This is a genomic window from Vitiosangium sp. GDMCC 1.1324, from assembly GCF_003044305.1.
Lineage (GTDB): Bacteria > Myxococcota > Myxococcia > Myxococcales > Myxococcaceae > Archangium.
The window spans coordinates 973,821-992,186 of record NZ_PZOX01000001.1 but is presented as its reverse complement, the minus strand read 5'-3'; the positions used below and the strand labels follow the sequence as shown (position 1 = coordinate 992,186).

6 protein-coding genes are annotated in these 18,366 nt (G+C 69.8%); all 6 read left to right on the top strand.

All coding sequences use genetic code 11. The annotated features are described in order from the left end of the window. Positions 1-130 precede the first annotated feature (130 nt). The 6 genes from DAT35_RS03765 to DAT35_RS03740 all read left to right on the top strand — a co-directional run bounded on the left by DAT35_RS03765 (position 131) and on the right by DAT35_RS03740 (position 18,355). Positions 131-1,441, top strand: coding sequence for a hypothetical protein (locus DAT35_RS03765; protein WP_108065642.1), 1,311 nt, complete (start codon positions 131-133; stop codon positions 1,439-1,441). 5 nt (positions 1,442-1,446) lie between these two features. Beyond that, complete coding sequence (locus DAT35_RS03760; RefSeq protein ID WP_108065466.1) at positions 1,447-2,457, top strand: GNAT family N-acetyltransferase; 1,011 nt, start codon at positions 1,447-1,449, stop codon at positions 2,455-2,457. A gap of 29 nt (positions 2,458-2,486) precedes the next feature. Beyond that, on the top strand, positions 2,487-5,786 hold the full coding sequence (locus DAT35_RS03755; RefSeq protein ID WP_108065465.1) for a non-ribosomal peptide synthetase: 3,300 nt from the start codon (positions 2,487-2,489) through the stop codon (positions 5,784-5,786). Next, the gene (locus tag DAT35_RS03750) at positions 5,783-11,893 is read left to right on the top strand and encodes a non-ribosomal peptide synthetase (RefSeq protein WP_108065464.1); all 6,111 of its coding nucleotides are present in this window, start codon (positions 5,783-5,785) and stop codon (positions 11,891-11,893) included. Before DAT35_RS03755 ends, DAT35_RS03750 begins: the two co-directional genes overlap by 4 nt. Positions 11,894-12,063: 170 nt before the next feature. Beyond that, on the top strand, positions 12,064-13,743 hold the full coding sequence (locus DAT35_RS03745; protein ID WP_108065463.1) for a PhpK family radical SAM P-methyltransferase: 1,680 nt from the start codon (positions 12,064-12,066) through the stop codon (positions 13,741-13,743). Between the two features lie 67 nt (positions 13,744-13,810). After that, the gene (locus DAT35_RS03740) at positions 13,811-18,355 is read left to right on the top strand and encodes a non-ribosomal peptide synthetase (protein WP_158501536.1); all 4,545 of its coding nucleotides are present in this window, start codon (positions 13,811-13,813) and stop codon (positions 18,353-18,355) included. Positions 18,356-18,366: the final 11 nt, after the last annotated feature.

Here is an 18,366-nt window from a genome sequence, read left to right as displayed (position 1 = left end):
GCAAATACCGATCCCACTCGCGCCGCGCCCAGGCAACTCCGATCCCTTCGACGCGGCGCAGCCAGCGCGAGAGCGAGCCGGAGCCCACCGCCCGGCACATGAAGCTAGGATTGCACAGTGGAGGTTGTTCGTGGACTTGCAACAAATCTCGGAGATCCTGACGCGTCTCGAGCAGCACGAGCTGCGCGCCGCGCGCATCCTGAACATGGTGCCGAGCGAGAACAGCATGTCGGCGCTGGCCAAGCTGCCGATGCTGCTCGATCCGTACCACCGCTACTTCTTCAACGACGGGGCGGCGGAGGAGCCCTGGGAGTTCCGAGGCGTGGAGGAGCTGGCGTCGCTGGAGACCGAGCTGGCCAGGCCGCTGCTTCGCGAGCTGGCGGGCGCCGAGTTCGTCAACGTGCGCGCGCTGTCCGGGTTGAACCTGATGACCCTGACGCTGTCGGCCCTGGGCGGCCCTCCTGGCTCGGAGGTGATGCTGCTGTCACGAGCCCAGGGCGGGCACTACGCGACCGCGAGCGTCGCCGCCCGGCTGGGATTGAAGGTCTGCTACGCGACCGGCCCCGACGCACATACCATCGATGAGACACAGCTCGCCGAGACGCTGCGAGCACGCCAGCCAGGGCTCGTCTACATCGACCAGTCCAACGCGCTGTTCCCCCTGGACGTCGAGCGGCTCGCCCGCATCGTCCGGCACGAGGCCCCGAGCACCCTCCTCCACATCGACGCGAGCCACTGGATGGGCCTGGTGCTCGGCCGCCAGCTCCTCAACCCGCTCGCGGCGGGTGCCGACTCGTTCGGCGGCTCCACCCACAAGACGTTCCCGGGGCCACAGAAGGCCCTCTTCGCCACCAACCGACGGGAGCTCTTCGAGCGCTTCCGGGCGACCCAGCAGTACATGGTGAGCAGCCACCACTTCGGCGCGACCATCAGCCTGGCGTTGGCGCTGCTCGAGTTCAAGCACTGCCACGGTGAGCAGTACGCCGCCCAGGTGGTGGTGAACACCCGGCGCTTCGGCGCCGCGCTCGATCGCCTCGGGCTGGAGCTCGAGGGCAAGGAGCGCGGCTTCTCGGCCGGCCATCAGCTCTGGATCCGGACGCGAACGTCCGGGGTGGACGCGTTCTCCGCGAGCCAGCGGCTGTTCGACGCGGGCATCCGCACCAATGCCTATCCGTCGCTGCCCGGGATCTCGGAGCCGGTGCTCCGGGCAGGCCTGAATGAGCCCACGTACCACGGGCTCGTCGCCGACGACATGGAGGAGCTCGCCGAGCTCTTCGTGGCGGCGATCCGCCAGACGCAGCCCGCAGAGCAGATCTCCAGCCGCGTGGCGGCGATGCGCGCGCGCTATCGCTTCCCCTACCGCTTCCCGTCGGACGATCCGAAGCTGCTCGAGCAGGCGATGCGCCTGGTGCGTGTGGCGCTGACGCAGCCCATGGAGTGAGCGCCATGGAATTGGTCCCCTTCATGAACGAGCACCTGGACGAGGCCTCCTCGCTGCTCGCCCTGCGGCACCGCGCCCATCGGGCCGCGCACCCCCTGCTACCCGCCGCGCCCGAGGAGCCCGCCGAGGCGCGGCGGATCCTGGAAGCACTCCGAAAGCGGCCGCGCACGAGCGGCTTCGCCGCGCTCCAGGGTGGGCGACTCATCGGCTTCGCGCTCGGGACGCTGCGGATCGACACCACATGGGGGCGCTCCGCCTGGCTGTTCGCCCCCGGCCACGCGCTCGCGCCCGGAGCGAGCCCCGAGGTGTACCGCGAGCTGTACGCGACCCTCGCCAGGCAGTGGGTCCAGGCCGGCTGCTTCGCCCATGTCGCCCTCCTCCCGGCCAGTGATCGCCCCGCGATCGAGGCCTGGAGCAACCTCGGCTTCGGGCACGAGCAGGTCCACGCGCTCCGGTCCCTGGACGCAGTGGAGTCCCCATCTGGCGCCCCGGAGCAGGGCATGCGGCTCCGCCGCGCGGGAATGGAGGATCTGGGCCGACTCCTGGAAGTGGCGGGGCTCGTCTCGGAGCACCAGCGCGAGTCACCGGTCTTCGCGCCGTACCTGCCCGAGTTCTCCGAGGACTGGCCGCAGGACTACACGGAGCTGCTCCAGGGGGAGGCCGATCGCATCTGGCTCGCGGAGCAAGCCGGTCGGCTGCTCGGGTTCGCCATCTTCAGCCCGGCCGAACGGACCGCCGACGATCTGCTGACTCCTCCGGAGAGCGTCAGCTTCACCGTGGGCGTCACCCGCGAGGAGTTCCGCCGCCGCGGGATCGGCCGTGCGCTGTTCGCTTGCGGCCTGGAAGAGGCCCGACACATGGGGTTCCGCTCCTGCATCACCGACTGGCGTTCGACGAACCTGACCGCCTCCCGAGCGTGGCCCCGCCTGGGCTTCATTCCAGCGCTCTACCGGATGACGCGCCGGCTCGACGAGCGCGTGGCCTGGGCGCGCGGCCACTTCGGCACCATCGATTGAACTGCCCATAAAAGAACGGTACCTCTCGCATGCCCGCTCCTGTGACACAGCACGCCATCGAAGACCTCTATCCTCTCTCGCCCCTGCAACAGGGGATGCTCTTCCACAGCCTGTACGCCCCCGAGGCCGGGCAGCACCTCCTCCAGATCACCTGCACGCTCGAGGGTGCCGTGGAGCTGGCGCATTTCGAGGCGGCGTGGCAGCACGTCCTCGACAGACAACCCGCGCTGCGCACCTCGTTCACCTGGGAGGAACTGGAGGAGCCGCTGCAGGTCGTCCACCGCTCCGTCTCCGTGCCGCTCACCCGGCGGGACTGGAGCCACCTCACACCGGAGGCACAACGCCGTGAGGTGGCGAGCCTGCTCGAGGAGGATCGCCGGCGCGGGTTCGCGCTCGGCCAAACGCCGCTCATGCGGCTGCTGCTCGCGCGTACCGGCCCTCGGACACACACGTTCGTCTGGAGCTGCCACCACCTGCTGCTGGACGGCTGGTCGCTCGGGCTGCTGCTGAAGGAGTGCCTCGACGCGTATCACGCGCTCGTCCGGGGCGAGCCCCCTGCGCGCACCGTCACGCGCCCCTACCGCGACTACATCGCCTGGATCAAACAACAATCGGTCGAGCAGGCAGAGGACTTCTGGCGCAAGCAGCTGGCCGGGTTCTCCGCGCCCACGCCCCTGCCGGTCGCACGGGCCGCGACGGGCGAGGGGCCTTCTCACGGGCGCTCCTCCCTCGCGCTGTCCGAGGAGACCTCGGAGCGACTCCGCGCGCTTGCCCGCACGCACGCGCTGACGCCCAATACCCTCTTCCAAGGGGCCTGGGCGCTCCTCCTCAGCCGCTACAGCGGCCAATCGGACGTCGTCTTCGGCACCACGGTGGCCGGACGTCCCGCCAGCCTGGAGGGCTCGCACTCCATGGTGGGGATGTTCATCAATACCCAGCCGGTGCGGACGCGGGTCGATCCGGATGCCCTCGCGCTGTCGTACCTCCAACAACTCCAGCGGGAACAGGCCGAGGCGCGCCAGTACGAGTACAGCTCGCTCGTGCAGATCCACGGCTGGAGCGAGGTACCGCGCGGCCAGAACCTCTTCGAGACGCTGCTCGTCTTCGAGAGCTTCCCCTTCTCCCGCGCCGAGCCGCCGCCGGACGGAGGCGCCACCGTCACGGACGTCGAGACCCACGACTTCACCAACTACATCCTCGACATCGACGTCGTCCCCGGCCCCGCCTTCACCTTCGTGGCGAGCTATGATCGCCAGAGGCTCGACGACGCGACGCTCGAGCGACTGCTGGAGCACTACGCCCGACTGCTCGAGGCGCTGGCCCACGACCCCGAGCGGCGCCTGGGAGAGCTCTCCATGCTCTCGGACGCCGAGCTCCATCGGGTCCTGATCGACTGGAACCGGCAACGGGCGGACCATCCCTTCGACAAATCCATTCAGGAGCTGATCCAGGAGCAGGTCGCGCGGACCCCGGACACGATCGCCGTGACCCACCGCGCCGACCAGCTCACCTACCGCGAGCTCAACGCCCGGGCGAACCAGCTGGCGCATCCACTCATCACCGAGGGCGTGGGCCCGGATACCGTCGTCGCGCTGCTCGGCGACCGAGGCGTGGACTTCCTCGCCGCAATCGTCGGAATCCTCAAGGCGGGCGGTGCGTACCTCCCGCTGGATCCAGGCCACCCCGCCGAGCGACTGGCGCAGATCCTGGGGCAGAGCCGGGCTCCGGTGGTGGTGGTGTCCCGAGAGCGTCGCGCGCTGCTCGACGCGGCGCTCGCGCTCCTGCCCGCTGAAGCCCGACCGCGCGCACTGGAGATCCCAGAGCTGCTGGAGCGCCGGGCCCCAGCTGACGATCCGCCGCGCCGCAGCCACGGGCGGGACCTGGCGTACGTCATCTATACCTCCGGTTCCACTGGCACTCCCAAGGGCGCCATGCTGGAGCACGCCGGGAAGATCAACCACCTGCGCGGAATGATCGACTTCCTGCGGATGACACCGTCGGACGTCATGGCGCAGACGGCCACGCAGTGCTTCGACATCTCGGTCTGGCAGTTCCTCGCGCCGCTGTTGGTGGGAGCGCGGGTCCAGATCCTCGACACCGAGCTGGCGCGGGATCCCGCGAGCTTCCTCTCGGAGCTGGACCGGACGGGAATCACCGTCCTCGAGGTGGTCCCCTCACTGCTGACGGCGATGGTCGAGCAGCTCGAGTTGATGGATCCGGCGCGGCTGCCGATGCCGTCGCTCCGCTGGATCATGCCCACCGGAGAGGTGCTCCCGCCCGCGCTCTGCAGGCGGTGGCTGAAGCTGTACCCGCGCGTGCCGCTGCTCAACGCCTACGGCCCCACGGAGACCTCGGACGATACGAACCTCTACACGGTGTCCCAGCCACCACCGGAGCACGAAGAGCGCGTTCCGGTGGGCTACTCGCTCCCGAACCTGACGATGTACATCCTGGATCCGGGGCTGCGTCCGGTGCCCATCGGGCTCGCGGGGGAGCTGTACATCGGCGGCGTCGGAGTGGGCCGCGGATACCTGAACGATCCCGTGCGCACGGCGGCGGCGTTCCTGCCGGATCCGTTCTCCGCCGTCAGCGGCGCGCGCTTCTACAAGACGGGCGACATCTGCCGCTACCGCCCGGATGGGAGCATCGAGTTCCTCGACCGGGCGGACTTCCAGGTGAAGATCCGCGGCTACCGCGTGGAGCCCGGCGAGGTGGAGGCGGTGCTCACACGCCACTCGGCGGTGAAACAGGCCGTGGTGGTGGCGCGAGAGCTTCCCGCCCACGGCAAGCAGCTCGTTGCCTACGTGGTGCCACACGAGGGGGCTTGGCCCGGCGCGCCAGGAGGCGACACACACGCCCACCGCGAGGGCCTCACCCTCCTGCGTGAGTTCCTCCAGGAGCACCTGCCGCACTACATGATGCCGTCCGCCTTCGTCGTGCTGTCCACGTTGCCGCTGAACGCCAACGGGAAGGTGGACCGCAGGGCGCTGCCCATGCCGGACGCTGCCTCCTCCCAGGAGCCTCGCGCGCTCACGCCGCCCCGCACCGACGTGGAGGAGCGGCTCGTGGCGCTCTGGCAGGAGGTGCTGTCTCGCGAACCGATCGGTGTCGAGGATGACTTCTTCGAGCTCGGAGGGCACTCGCTACTGGCGGTTCGCGCCCACTCCAGCCTGCGCGAGCTCTTCGGCATCGAGCTGCCGCTCCGGTCCCTGTTCGAGCTGACCACCGTGGCCCGTCTGGCCGAGAAGATCGAGGCCATCCGCTGGGCGAACTCGGCTCCCTCCGGGGATGAGCCGGAGGATGCCGAGCGCGAAGAGGTGGAGCTGTGAGAGTCCTCGAGCTGGTCACGGGGCTGCGCCAACGCGGTGTGAGGCTGTGGCTGGAGCAGGAGCAGCTCCGGTGCAGCGCCCCCAAGGGAGTGCTCACCGAGGAGCTGCGCGCCTCCTTGAGCGCCCGCAAGGCGGAGCTGATCGACTTCCTTCGGGAGGCGCGGATGGCCTCCGCCACCGGCTCCATCATCCCGAGGGCGTCGCGTCCCCCGAGGCTTCCCCTCTCATTCGCGCAGCAGCGGCTGTGGTTCCTCGATCAGCTCGAGCCGAACAGCCCCCTGTACAACATGGCGGCGCCGCTCAGGTTGCGCGGCCCGCTCGACGTGGAGGCGTTCCGGCGCGCCTGCACCGAAGTGGTGCGCCGCCACGAGTCGCTGCGCACCACCTTCCAGAAGGTCGAGGACCAGCCCTTCCAGGTCATCGCCGCCCCCGCGCCCCACCCCGTCCCGCTGGTGTCGCTCGAGGCGCACCCGCCCGCCGAACTCGAGACGATCATCTCCAGGATGGCGCGGGAGGAGGCCTCGCAGCCATTCGATCTAGCGCGAGCTCCGCTCGTACGGACCACCCTGCTGCGGCTGGCCCCGGACGATCACGTGCTGCTGCTCACCCTCCATCACATCATCTCCGATGGCTGGTCCGAGACCGTGCTCGTGCGGGAGATGGCCGCGCTCTACACCGCAGCGGTGGCCGGCACCGAGCCCTCGCTGCCGGAACTGCCCATCCAGTACGCGGACTTCGCGATCTGGCAGCGGAGCTGGCTCCAGGGCGAGGTGCGTGAAGGCCAGCTCTCGTACTGGCGGCGACAGCTCGCGGGCGCGCCGCAGGTCCTGGAGCTGCCCTCGGATCGGCCGCGCCCGGCAACGCACACCGGCGAGGGCGCCAGCCTGTGGTCCCTCATCCCAGCGGAGCTGGCGGAGGCTCTCCGGGCGCTGGCCCGGCGCGAGGGCGCGACGCTGTTCATGATGATGATGGCGGCGTTCCAAGCGCTCCTGCACCGGTACACCGGCCAGGACGACATCGTCGTAGGCACGGACGTGGCGAACCGCAGCCGCGCCGAGACCCAGGGGTTGATCGGCTTCTTCGTCAACCAGCTCGCGCTGCGCGCCCGCTTCGGGGGGGACCCCTCCTTCCGGGAGCTGCTCGGGCAGGTGCGCGCCACGGCGCTGGATGCGTACGCCCACCAGGACCTGCCCTTCGAGGAGCTGGTCAAGGCGATCAACCCCGAGCGGAGCCGCAGCCACGCGTCCATCTTCCAGGTGAAGCTGCTGCTCCAGGACGTGGCGCTCTCGGAGCTGTCGCTGCCCGGGCTCACGATCCAACCGGTGGAGGTGGAGCAGTCCTCCGCGAAGCTGGACCTCACCGTCTTCGTGGCGGAGACGCCACGGGGTTTGGAGTGCAAGTGGGAGTACAGCACGGAGCTGTTCGAGGAGGGCTCCATCCGCCGGATGATCGCGCACTACGAGCGGCTCCTGGCCGGCGCGGTGACGGCCCCTGGCTGCCGTGTCTCCGCGCTTCCGCTCCTGTCCCCGGACGAGGAGCGCCAGCTCGTCGTCGAGTGGAACGCCACCCGGACCGAGCCCCCGCGCGCCACCTCCGTCCATGCGCTCTTCGAGGAGCAGGTCCGGCGGACGCCCGAGTCCCTTGCGATCCTCCACGAGGGCACCGCGCTCCACTACCGCGAGCTGAACGAGCGGGCGAACCAGCTCGCAAGGCGCCTGCGGGTGATGGGCGTCGGCCCCGAAACGGTGGTCGGCCTGTGCCTCGAACGCGGCCCGGAACTGGTGGTAGGCCTGCTCGGCATCCTCAAGGCGGGCGGCGCCTACCTCCCGCTCGATTCCACCTACCCCGCCGAGCGGCTCGCCTTCATGCTCCAGGACGCCCGCGTCCCGGTGCTGGTGACCCGCGAGCGGATCGCCGATGAACTCCCCTCGCAAGGCGAGCAACTGCTATGCCTGGACACGGACCAGGAGGCGCTGGAGCACGAGGACACGTCGGATCCGGAGTTCCCCATCTCCGCGGGGAACCTGGCGTACGTCCTCTACACCTCGGGTTCCACCGGCAGACCGAAGGGGGCGATGATCGAGCACCGAGGGGTGGTGAACTACCTGGGCTGGTGCTCCAGTGCGTACCGCGTGGCGGAGGGTTCGGGAGCGCCGGTGCACTCATCCATCTCCTTCGACCTGACGGTGACAAGCCTCCTCGCACCGTTGGTGACGGGGCGCGCGGTGACACTGGTGTCGGAGGACGACCGGCTGGAGGGACTGGCGAAGGCGCTCCGCTCGCAGGCGGACTTCAGCCTGGTCAAGCTGACTCCGACGCACCTGAGACTGCTCGGGCGGCAGCTCGACGCGACCGCGCTCGCCGGGCAGACGCGCGCGCTCGTCATTGGCGGGGAGGCGTTGACCGCCGAAATGCTGGAGCCCTGGAGGACACACGCTCCCGGGACGCGCCTCATCAATGAGTACGGCCCGACCGAGACGGTGGTGGGCTGCTGCATCCACGAGGTCGAGCCGGGGAGCACCCACGCGGGTTCGATCCCTATCGGTCGGCCGATCGCGAACACGCGGCTCTACGTGCTCGACGATCACCTGCGCCTCGTCCCGGTGGGCGTGCCCGGGGAGCTCTACATCGGAGGGGACGGCGTGGCCCGCGGCTACCTCGATCGGCCCGAGCTGACCGCGGAGCGCTTCGTACCCGATCCGTTTGGAGACCTCCCCGGCGCCCGGCTCTACCGGACCGGGGACCGGGTGCGCCGCCTCCCGGATGGAGTCCTGGACTTCCTCGGCCGCAGGGATGAGCAGGTGAAGGTGCGCGGGTACCGGATCGAGCTGGGAGAGCTCGAGGCCGTGCTCGGCCAGAATCCCAACGTCCGCGAGGTGGTGGCGGTCGCTCGCGAGGACATCGAAGGCAGCAAGCGGCTAGTGGCCTATGTGGTGCCGGACGAGAACGTGGCCGTGGACCCCGAAGCGCTGCGCCAGCTCGCCCGCGCGAAACTCCCGGAGCACATGGTCCCCTCGGCGGTGGTGCAACTCGACGCGCTGCCCCTGTCACCGAACGGAAAGGTGGATCGCGCGGCGCTCCCCGCGCCGGAGACAGTCGTGCGGGAGAAGCGCGACACCTACGTCGCGCCGCGGAGCGATGCGGAGGCCCTGCTGTGCTCCCTCGGGGCCGAGGTCCTGCGCCTGGAGCGGGTCGGCATCCGCGACAACTTCTTCGACCTCGGCGGCGACTCGATCCTGGCCGTGCAGCTCATCGGCCGGGCGAACCGGGCCGGCCTGCACCTGACTCCGAAGCAACTCTTCGATCACCAGACGTTCGAGGAGCTCGCGGCGGTGGCAGGCACCGGCGGGGCCATCACCGCGGAGCAGGGGTTGGTCACGGGCGACGTCCCGCTCACCCCGATCCAGCGATGGTTCTTCCGTCAGCCCCAACCCGCGCCCCACCACTTCAACCAGGCCGTGCTGCTGGAGACGCGCGAGCCCTTCCGTCCGGCGCTCCTCGAGCCGGCGATCCGGGCGCTCCTTGCCCACCATGACGCGCTCCGGCTGCGCTTCGAGTCCACCGAGCACGGCTGGACCCAGCGCTGCGTCGAACCGGATCCCGCCCTGGTCGTAAGCACGTTCGAGCTCTCGGGACTGCCGCCAGAGCGGCAGCGCCGCGAGCTGGAGGCCACCGCGGCACGGCTGCAGGAGAGCCTCGATCTCCAGCAGGGTCCGTTGCTACGGGCCGCATGGTTCGACCTCGGCCACGGGGCGGGACGCCTGCTGCTCCTCGCCCACCACCTGGCCGTGGACGGCTTCTCCTGGCGCGTCCTGCTAGAGGATCTCCAGACGGCGCACCGGGAACTTCTACAGGGCCGCGAGCTCGTCCTCCCCGCGAAGACCACTTCGTACCAGCACTGGGCCAGGCGGCTGCACGAGTACGCGGCCACACCCGCTCCCGCCTTCGACTACTGGAGCCGGCTGGATCGCTCCAACGTGACGCGGCTCCCGGAGGAGGTACCCGGGGCCTCGACCACCCGTGACACCGTCGCGGACGCCCGGACCCACTCCGTGGAGCTCGGCGCGGAGGAGACGTCGGCGCTCCTCCGCGAAGTGCTCGAGACGTTCCACTGCGGGATGAACGATGTCCTGCTCACGGCGCTCGCGTCCGCGCTGGCGCACTGGACGAACGACCGCAAGTGGCTCGTGGATCTCGAGGGCCATGGTCGGGAGCCACTGTTCGATGACGTGGACCTCTCGCGGACGGTGGGGTGGTTCACCTCGATCTTCCCCGTCGTGCTCGAAGCGCCCGCGGGCGGTGATCTGCTGGAGGTGCTGGAGTCCGTGAAGGATCGACTCCAGGGCATCCCGAACCAGGGCATCGACTTCGGCATCCTGCGCTACCTGCGCCAGGAGGACGAGGATGCGGCGCCCACGAGCGAAGCGCAGGTGGTGTTCAACTACCTGGGGCAGTTCGATCAGGTGTTCGCGGGTGACGACCTTTTCCGGCCCGCGGAGGAGTCGCCGGGCCCGACCGTCAGCCCGATGGCTCCGCGCACTCACGCGCTCGAGGTCAGCGGGCTGATCCACTGTGGCCGGCTGAAGGTGGGCTGGACGTACAGCGAGACCCGCCACCGCGCCGAGACGATCGCGCGGCTCGCGGAGCGCTTCCTCCAGACGCTGCGGGAACTCGTCGCACTCGCACGCGAGGGCGGGCTCCGGGGCCGTGCGGCCAGCTTCCCGCTCGCGCGTCTGGCGCCGAGAGCTCTCGAACTCCTACTGAAGGACGCGCCCGATGCGGAGGATGTGTACCCGCTCGTGCTCGGCCAGCGCGAGATGTTCGAGCACACGCGAGCGCATCCTGGAGCGTGGGCCTACTTCACCCAGCTCTCCTGCCGGCTGGTGGGGCGCTTCTCGCCGGACGCCTTCGTCGCGGCATGCCAGCGGGTGATGGAGCGGCACCCGGCGCTCCGAAGCTCGGTGGCGCTGGAGGGGCTGGCCGAGCCCCACCAGCTCGTTCACCGCAAGCTCGTGCTCCCCGTCGAGTGGCTCGACTGGACGGGACGGACGGAGGACGAGGCGCGCGCCGCATTGGAGCAGTTGCTCGAGGCGGACCGAGGGACAGGCTTCGTCGCGAACCGCCCGCCGATGTTGCGGCTCACGTTCGTCCAGCTCGCCCCCGAGGCGGTCCACCTCGTGTGGAGCAGCCACCACGGCATGCTCGATGGCTGGAGCATGTCCCTGCTGCTGGAAGAGGTGTTCACGGTGTATGGAGCCCTCTCGCGCGGGGCCCCCGTGGAGTTGCCTCCGCAACCGCCCTTCCGGGAGCTCGTCGCCTGGCTGCAGCGCCAGCAGTCCTGGCGCGCCGAGGCGTACTGGAGGCGCGTATTGGCGGACGTGAAAGAACCGTCAGCGATCTCCCGTCCTCCGAATGACCGACCGCTCCTGCCGGAGCATGCGCGATATGCCGAGCACACGATCGAGCTCGAGCCAGCCACCACGGAAGCGCTCCAGGAGCTGGCGCGGGCGCACCGGCTCACGGTGAACACCCTGGTCCAGGGGGCGTGGGCGCTGGTGCTGGCCAGTCACCACCGCACCCAGGAAGTCGTCTTCGGAGTGACTGCGGCCACACGCCCCGTGAACATCCCGGGGGTGGAGGAGATGGTCGGGCACCTGATCAACACGCTCCCAACCCGGGTGCGGCTGGCACCGGACGCCTCCGCCCTCGAATGGCTGGCGGAGTTGCAGGCCCAGCAGGTGGAGCAACGTCAGTTCGAGCATGTCCCGCTCTCGGCGGTGCGGCGCTGGGCCGGATTGCCGGACGACAGCCCCGTGTTCGACAGCATCCTGCGCTTCGAGAACTACCCCAACCGCTTCGTCCTCGAGCGCGCTGCGCCGGGCTTCTCGGTCGAGGCGCTGCGCATCATCGATCGCTGGCCCTACCCGCTATCGCTGGTGGCCATCCCAGGCCCCCCGTTGAGGCTCGAGCTCGGCTGGCAGCGCGACCGGATCGACGAGGCCACGGCCACGCGCACGCTGGAGCAACTTCGGCACGTGCTCAAGCGTCTCCTCGTGGAACCTTGGCAGACGCTGTCCGTGCTAATGGGGGCTCCGAGATGCTCTTGAGCGCTCGTGGTGCTGGTTGAACCATTGGGCGACGTCTGCAAGTATCCGCCAAAACCGCGCATTCGTACGCAGCGGCCGAGGTGAGCGTTTCTCTCTCATCCTGGAAGCAGCTTCACCTCACCGTGGCGAGGCGGATCCGGCGGCGGCGAGCCGAACCACAGGGAGCAGTCATGGAGGAGTCGACGCGTCGCGATTGCATCATCATTGGATACAACGAGACCCCGTTCGACGAGTACGAGGCCGGGCTCAGGCGCTACGGCGAGGACTCCGAGGCGTACCGGGATCTGAAGTTCAGCTTCGTCGAACTCGAAGGCCGACGCCTCAACTACGTGGACCTGCTGAACCACGTCTATCGCAGGGCCCTGCCTTCGGGGATGCATCACCCGGAGTTCCGCTCCGGAGACATCCCGAGCCTCGCGGCCGTCTACCTCTCCAGTTTCCTGCGCCGCCGCGGCCATGACGTGACGTACCTCAACCTCTTCCAGCACGAGAAGGAGCGGCTGGCCGAGTTGCTCGCGCAGAACCCCCGCGCGGTGGCCATCACCACCACCTTCTACGTTCTCAATGATCCCGTCATCGAGATGGTGCAGTTCATTCGCCGGCACAACCCCGAGGTCCGGATCATCGTCGGCGGTCCGCTCATCTCCAACCATCACCGGCGGTACGAGGGGAACGAGCTCGCGGTGGTGCTCGACGATCTCGGCGCGGACATCTACGTCGTCGAGAGCCAGGGCGAGCTCACGCTCTCGCGGGTGCTCGAGCGGCTGAGGGCGGGCCAGGATCTGGAGGACGTCCCCAACATCATCTATCCCGCCAGCGGCGGCCCCGTTCGCGCGGGGCGCTACCGGCTCAACCCACCGCAGGCGGAGAGCAACTCGCTCGACGAGAACTTCATCGACTGGCGCGGTGTGGCGGAGGGTGCCCTGGGGCCCACGCTCCAGACCCGCACCGCCCGGAGTTGCGCGTACAGCTGTTCGTTCTGCGCCTACCCAATGCGCGCCGGCAATCTCACCCTCGCGGGCATGGATGCGGTGGCGCGCGAGCTGGAGGCCATGGCCGAGCTGGGCACCCGGAACGTCGTCTTCATCGACGATACGTTCAACGTGCCGCTAAAGCGCTTCAAGGAGCTGTGCCGGTTGCTGATCGAGCGCCAGTACGACTTCAACTGGTTCTCCTACTTCCGCTGCAGCAACTCGGACGACGAGGCCGTGGATCTGGCGGCGCAGAGCGGGTGCCGCGGCGTCTTCCTGGGGATCGAGTCCGGCTCGCCGCGGATCCTGAGCAACATGAACAAGGCCGCCACGGTCGACAAGTACGTGAACGGCATGAAGCGGCTGCATGCCAACGGCATTCTCACCTTCGCCTCGTTCATCCTGGGCTTCCCCGGCGAGACGGAGGAGACCGTCGATGAGACGCTCGCATTCCTCCAGGAGACCCGGCCGGACTATTACCGCACGCAGCTCTGGTACTGCGAGCCCGGCACCCCCGTGGACGCGAAGCGACAGCAGTACGGGATCTCCGGCCAGGGCTTCATCTGGCGACACGCCACCATGGAGAGCCTCGAGGCGATGGATCACATCGACCGGCTGTTCCTCACGGTGAAGGACTCCGCCTGGTTGCCGCAGTGGTCGTTCGACTTCTGGATCATCCCCTACCTGCTCGGGCGGGGGCTCCAGATGGATCAGTTCAAGGCGCTCATGCGGCTGGCCCACCAGCTCCTGGCCCTGGAGATCGCCTCCGTCCCTCCGGAGGAGAAGCGCGTCCGGCAGCGGGACTACGTGGGGCAGATGGAGTCGCTGGTGCGCCAGTGGAACAAAACCTCCCCGCAGGCGGCGTCCATCGGGCGATGATGGAACAGGCGGGGCGTGTGGCCAGTCGGAGGTCGGCGCTCCCCGCGTGACGTTCGGGAGATCGCAAGTGAGCATCGAAAGGTATCGGCTCTCGCCCCAGCAGCTTCGCCTGTGGCGGTTGCACGGCAGGAACCAGCCGCTCCGGGCCCAAGCCCTGATGCGCATCGAGGGGGCGCCCCGCCTGGACGCGCTCGAGCGCGCGGTGGCCCGGCTCGTCGCGCGCCACGAGGTGCTCCGAACCCGCTTCCCGACGCTACCCGGGCTCGACGCCCCGGCGCAGGAGATCGCCGCGAGCGGTGAGGTGGAGTGGGACCGGGTGGATCTCCGCGCCTTTCCCGCCGCCACGCGCGAGGAGCGCGCCCGCGCCCACTTCGAGCGGGTGGGCCAGCGAGCCTTCGCGCTCGACACCGGCCCCGTGCTGCGCGTGGTCCTGATGACGCTGGACACCGGGCAGCACCTGCTCGGACTGGTGGCCCCGGCGCTGTGTGCCGACGCCGCCACCCTGCGGCGGATCTACTCGGAGCTGCAGCGGGACCATGCGGGGCAGGCGCAAAGCCCGGCGGACGAGGAGCCGGCCTCGCACCTCTCCTTCTCCGAGTGGCAGAACGAGCTGCACGAGGAGCTGGCGGACCGCGCCCACCCCGCCGCCATCTTCTGGGAGAAGCACGGGAGCACCACGGGCGCGGCGGTGACGCTGCCCTTCGAGTCCCCCACGAGCGTGGCGCGGGCGTTCGACCCGGCCTCGCTGGAGCTGACGCTGAGCGGCGGGCGGCTGGAGCGGCTCGACGCGGCGGCGCGCGAGCTGGGGTGCACGCTCGACGGGTTGGTGCTCGCCATCTGGAGCGCGGAGATCTGGAAGCTGACCGGCCAGGCGGACCTGGTGCTGGGACTCCAGAGCGACGGGCGCGAGCACGCGGATCTGGCGGAGCTGGCCGGCCCCCTCGCGCGATGGGTGCCGCTGCGCGCCCGCCTCGACGCGGCCCAACCTCTGGGCGAGCTGGCCCTGCAGCTCCAGCAGGCACAGCGCGAGGTGCTGGAGTGGCAGCGCTACTACAGCTGGCCCACCGCGGACGGCGAGCGTGTGCCCGGCCGCGATTTCCCCGCCATCGGCTTCCGCTGGGAGGACCACTCGGAGGCAGCGCTCGAGGGCGCTGGGGAGCTCCGGCTCGAGCAGACGCGCGCCTACGTTGATCAGTCCAAGCTGTGCCTCTGCTGCACGCGGACGCCCTCCACGCTGGTGCTCGAACTCCAGTCCGATCGCGCCCTCTTCCCGCCCGCCGCCGCCGAACAGGTGCTCGGGCAACTCGAGGCGCTCCTGGAACAGATCTCCCACGCGCCCCGCGCACGGCTGGAGGAGCTGGATCCCGTGAGCCCCCGCGAGCGGGCGCGGTTGCTGGTGGACTTCAACGCCACGGCCCGGGAGCACCCCGCGCGCTGCGTCCACACCTGGATCGAGGAGCAGGCCGCGCGCCATCCGAATCGGGTGGCGCTCGTGTACGAGGAGAGCACGCTCACCTATGCGCAGCTCGACGCGTGGGCCAACAAGGTAGCGCACGGGCTCCGCCGCCGGGGTGTGGGCCCGGAGACACGCGTGGGGCTGTGCCTCAACCGCTCGCTCGAGATCATGGTCGGCATCCTGGCCGTCCTGAAGTCAGGCGGGGCCTACGTCCCGCTCGATCCGGCCCAGCCCCGGCAGAGACTCACCGGGCTGATCGACGACATCCAGGCGAAGGTGCTCCTCACCCAGAAGCGGCTGCGCGAGATGGTGCCAGCGACCGAGGGGCACGAGGTGCTGTGCCTCGATGAGGAGTCCACCTTCGCCGAGGAGCCCTCGGACGCTCCGAGCGGCGGCGCCCGCCTGGAGCACCCCGCGTACGTCCTCTTCACGTCCGGCTCCACTGGCCGCCCCAAGGGCGTCGTCGTCGAGCACCGGCAGCTCTACAACTACGTGGCGAGCGTGATGGAGCGGCTGGAGCTGCCCGAGGGCGCGGCCTACGCCACCGTCTCCACCTTCTCGGCGGACCTCGGCAACACCGTCATCTTCCCCGCGCTCTGCAATGGGGGAACCCTGCACGTCATCTCCGCCGAGCGCGCGTCGGATCCGGCGGCCTTCGTGGAGTACGTCCGGCGCAACCCGATCGACGTGCTCAAGATCGTCCCCAGCCACCTGCGCGCGCTCGCGAGCGCTGGCGCAACCGAGGCCCTCCTCCCGCGGCAGCGGCTCGTGCTGGGCGGCGAGGTGACGCCCCGCGCGTGGGCCGAGCAGCTGCAAACCCAGGCGCCGGGGTGCCGGATCTACAACCACTACGGGCCCACCGAGACGACGGTGGGTGTCATGACGTTCCGGCTGGATCCATCGCGGCCCTTCGTCGCGGCCAGCACCCTTCCCCTCGAGCGCCCCATCGACAACACCCAGGTCTACGTGCTCGACGCGAGGCTGCGCCCTGTGGCGGTGGGCATGGCCGGCGAGCTCTACATCGGCGGCGCGGCGCTCGCCCGCGGGTACCTGAACCGCCCGGACCTGACCGCGCAGGCGTTCCTCCCCGATCCGTTCAGCGCCATGCCCGGGGCGCGGATGTACCGGACGGGGGATCTCGCCCGCCACCTGCCCGACGGCACCCTCGAGCACCTCGGCCGGGCGGACAACCAGGTGAAGTACCACGGCTACCGCATCGAGCTGAGCGAGCTGCGCCACGCCCTCAACCAGCACCCGCAGGTGCGTGACAGCGTGGTGATGCTCAAGCGGGACACGAACGGCAACGAGGTGCTCGTCGCCTACTACGTCTCGCGCCAGGAGCAGGATCGCGATCAGCTCCGGGCCTTCCTCGCTGAGCGGCTCATCGAGGAGGTGCTCCCGAACACCTACGTGCACCTGAAGAAGCTGCCGCTCACGCTGAACGGGAAGATCAACTACGACGCCCTCCCCTCGCTGGAGGAGGCGCGGCGGCGGCAGCGGAGCAACCTCGTCGCCCCCCGCACTCCCATGGAGGCCACGCTGGCGCGCGTCTGGTGCCAGGTCCTGAACCTGAAGGAGGTGTCCGTCACCGACAACTTCTTCAGCGTGGGCGGCGACTCGATCCTGGGGATCCTGGTCGTCTCGAAGGCCAACCAGGCGGGGCTGAAGCTGACCCCGCGGCAGCTCTTCCAGCACCAGACCATCGCCGAACTGGCGAGCGTCGCCACCCAGGCGCCCGCCGCGCCGACCGACGAAGGGCCGCTCACCGGGCCGCTCCCGCTCACCCAGATCCAGCGGTGGTTCCTCGAGCAGGAGGTGCCAGAGCTCGACAGCTGGGGCATCGTCGTGCCGCTCGAGGCGCGGCAGCCGCTGGACGCGTCCAGGCTCCAGCAGGCTTTGACCGTGCTGCTGCACCACCATGACGCGCTCCGACTCCGAGTGACGCGGAGCGGGTCCGACTGGGAGGCCCTGATCGCCCCGCCCGACGCGCCGATGCCCTTCACGCGGATCGATCTCTCCTCGGTGCCCGACGCCCAGCTCGAGGAGCACTTCCAGGGGCTCGGACGTGAGCTCCAGGCGGGGCTCAGGCTCGCTGGGGGGCCCATGGTGGCGACGGCCCTGCTCGAGCTGGGGCCCCACCGCCCGAGCCGGCTGCTGATCGCCGCGCACCGGCTCGTGGTGGACGGAGTCTCCTGGCGCGTCCTCTTCGAGCAACTCCAGATCGCCTACGAGCAGCTCGGGGAAGGCCGCGCGTGCCAGCTGCCTCCCAGGACCACCTCGGTGCGCTCCTGGCTCGAGCGCCTCCAGGGCTACGCGGACTCGCCCCGGCTGAGGGAGGAGCTGGCTCACTGGACCGCCCAGGGGCAGGAGCCGCCCCGACTGCTGCCGGTGGATCACCCAGGGGCCACTCTGCCCGCGAGTCTGGAGCGGGAGCTCACGCACTCCCTGTCCCTCGATGAGAGCCGGCAGCTGCTCAAGGAGCTGCCCGAGGCCTACCGGTGTGAGATCGGCGAGCTGCTGATCGCCACGCTGGCCTGGGCTCTGAGGGAGTGGACCGGCCATCCGGAACTCCTGCTGGACGTCGAGGGCCACGGGCGCGAGGACGTCTTCGAGGACGTGGATCTCTCCCGAACGGTGGGATGGCTCACCTCGCTGTACCCGGTGCGGCTCACGCCGGAGCAGGCGGGGCCCGGCGCCACCGTGCGGACGGTGAAGGAGCAGCTCCGCTCAGTGCCGAACCGAGGCCTGGGCTACGGAGTGCTGCGCTACCTCTCGACGAACGCGGAGCTCCGTGCCCGGCTGGCCGGTGCTCCCCAGGCCGAGGTGCTGTTCCGGTACGTCGGGCAGTACCACCTCTCGGGCCCATGGTTCACCGTGCTGGACCACCCGGAGCAGCGGGCCCCCACGCGTCGGCACAAGCTGGCGGTGATCGCGCGCATGGCGGACGCTCAGCTCCACGTCACCTGGTACTTCAGTGCCGCCCTGTACGAGGTCGCCACCGTGGAGCGGCTCTCGGCCCGGTACCTGGAGGCGCTCCGGACGCTGCTCGCGGAGCGCGGCGCCCCGGATCGTCAGGTGTTCGCGCCCTCGGACTTCCCGCTGGCCGGGTTGGATCAGGCGAAGCTGGACAAGCTCCTGGGCAAGCTCAAGAAGTAGCACCGGACGAC

Excerpts from the sequence above, each read along its gene's own strand:
- DAT35_RS03760 (WP_108065466.1), top strand. The coding sequence starts at position 1,447 with ATGGAATTGGTCCCCTTCATGAACGAGCACCTGGACGAGGCCTCCTCG.
- DAT35_RS03755 (WP_108065465.1), top strand. The coding sequence starts at position 2,487 with ATGCCCGCTCCTGTGACACAGCACGCCATCGAAGACCTCTATCCTCTC.
- DAT35_RS03745 (WP_108065463.1), top strand. The coding sequence starts at position 12,064 with ATGGAGGAGTCGACGCGTCGCGATTGCATCATCATTGGATACAACGAG.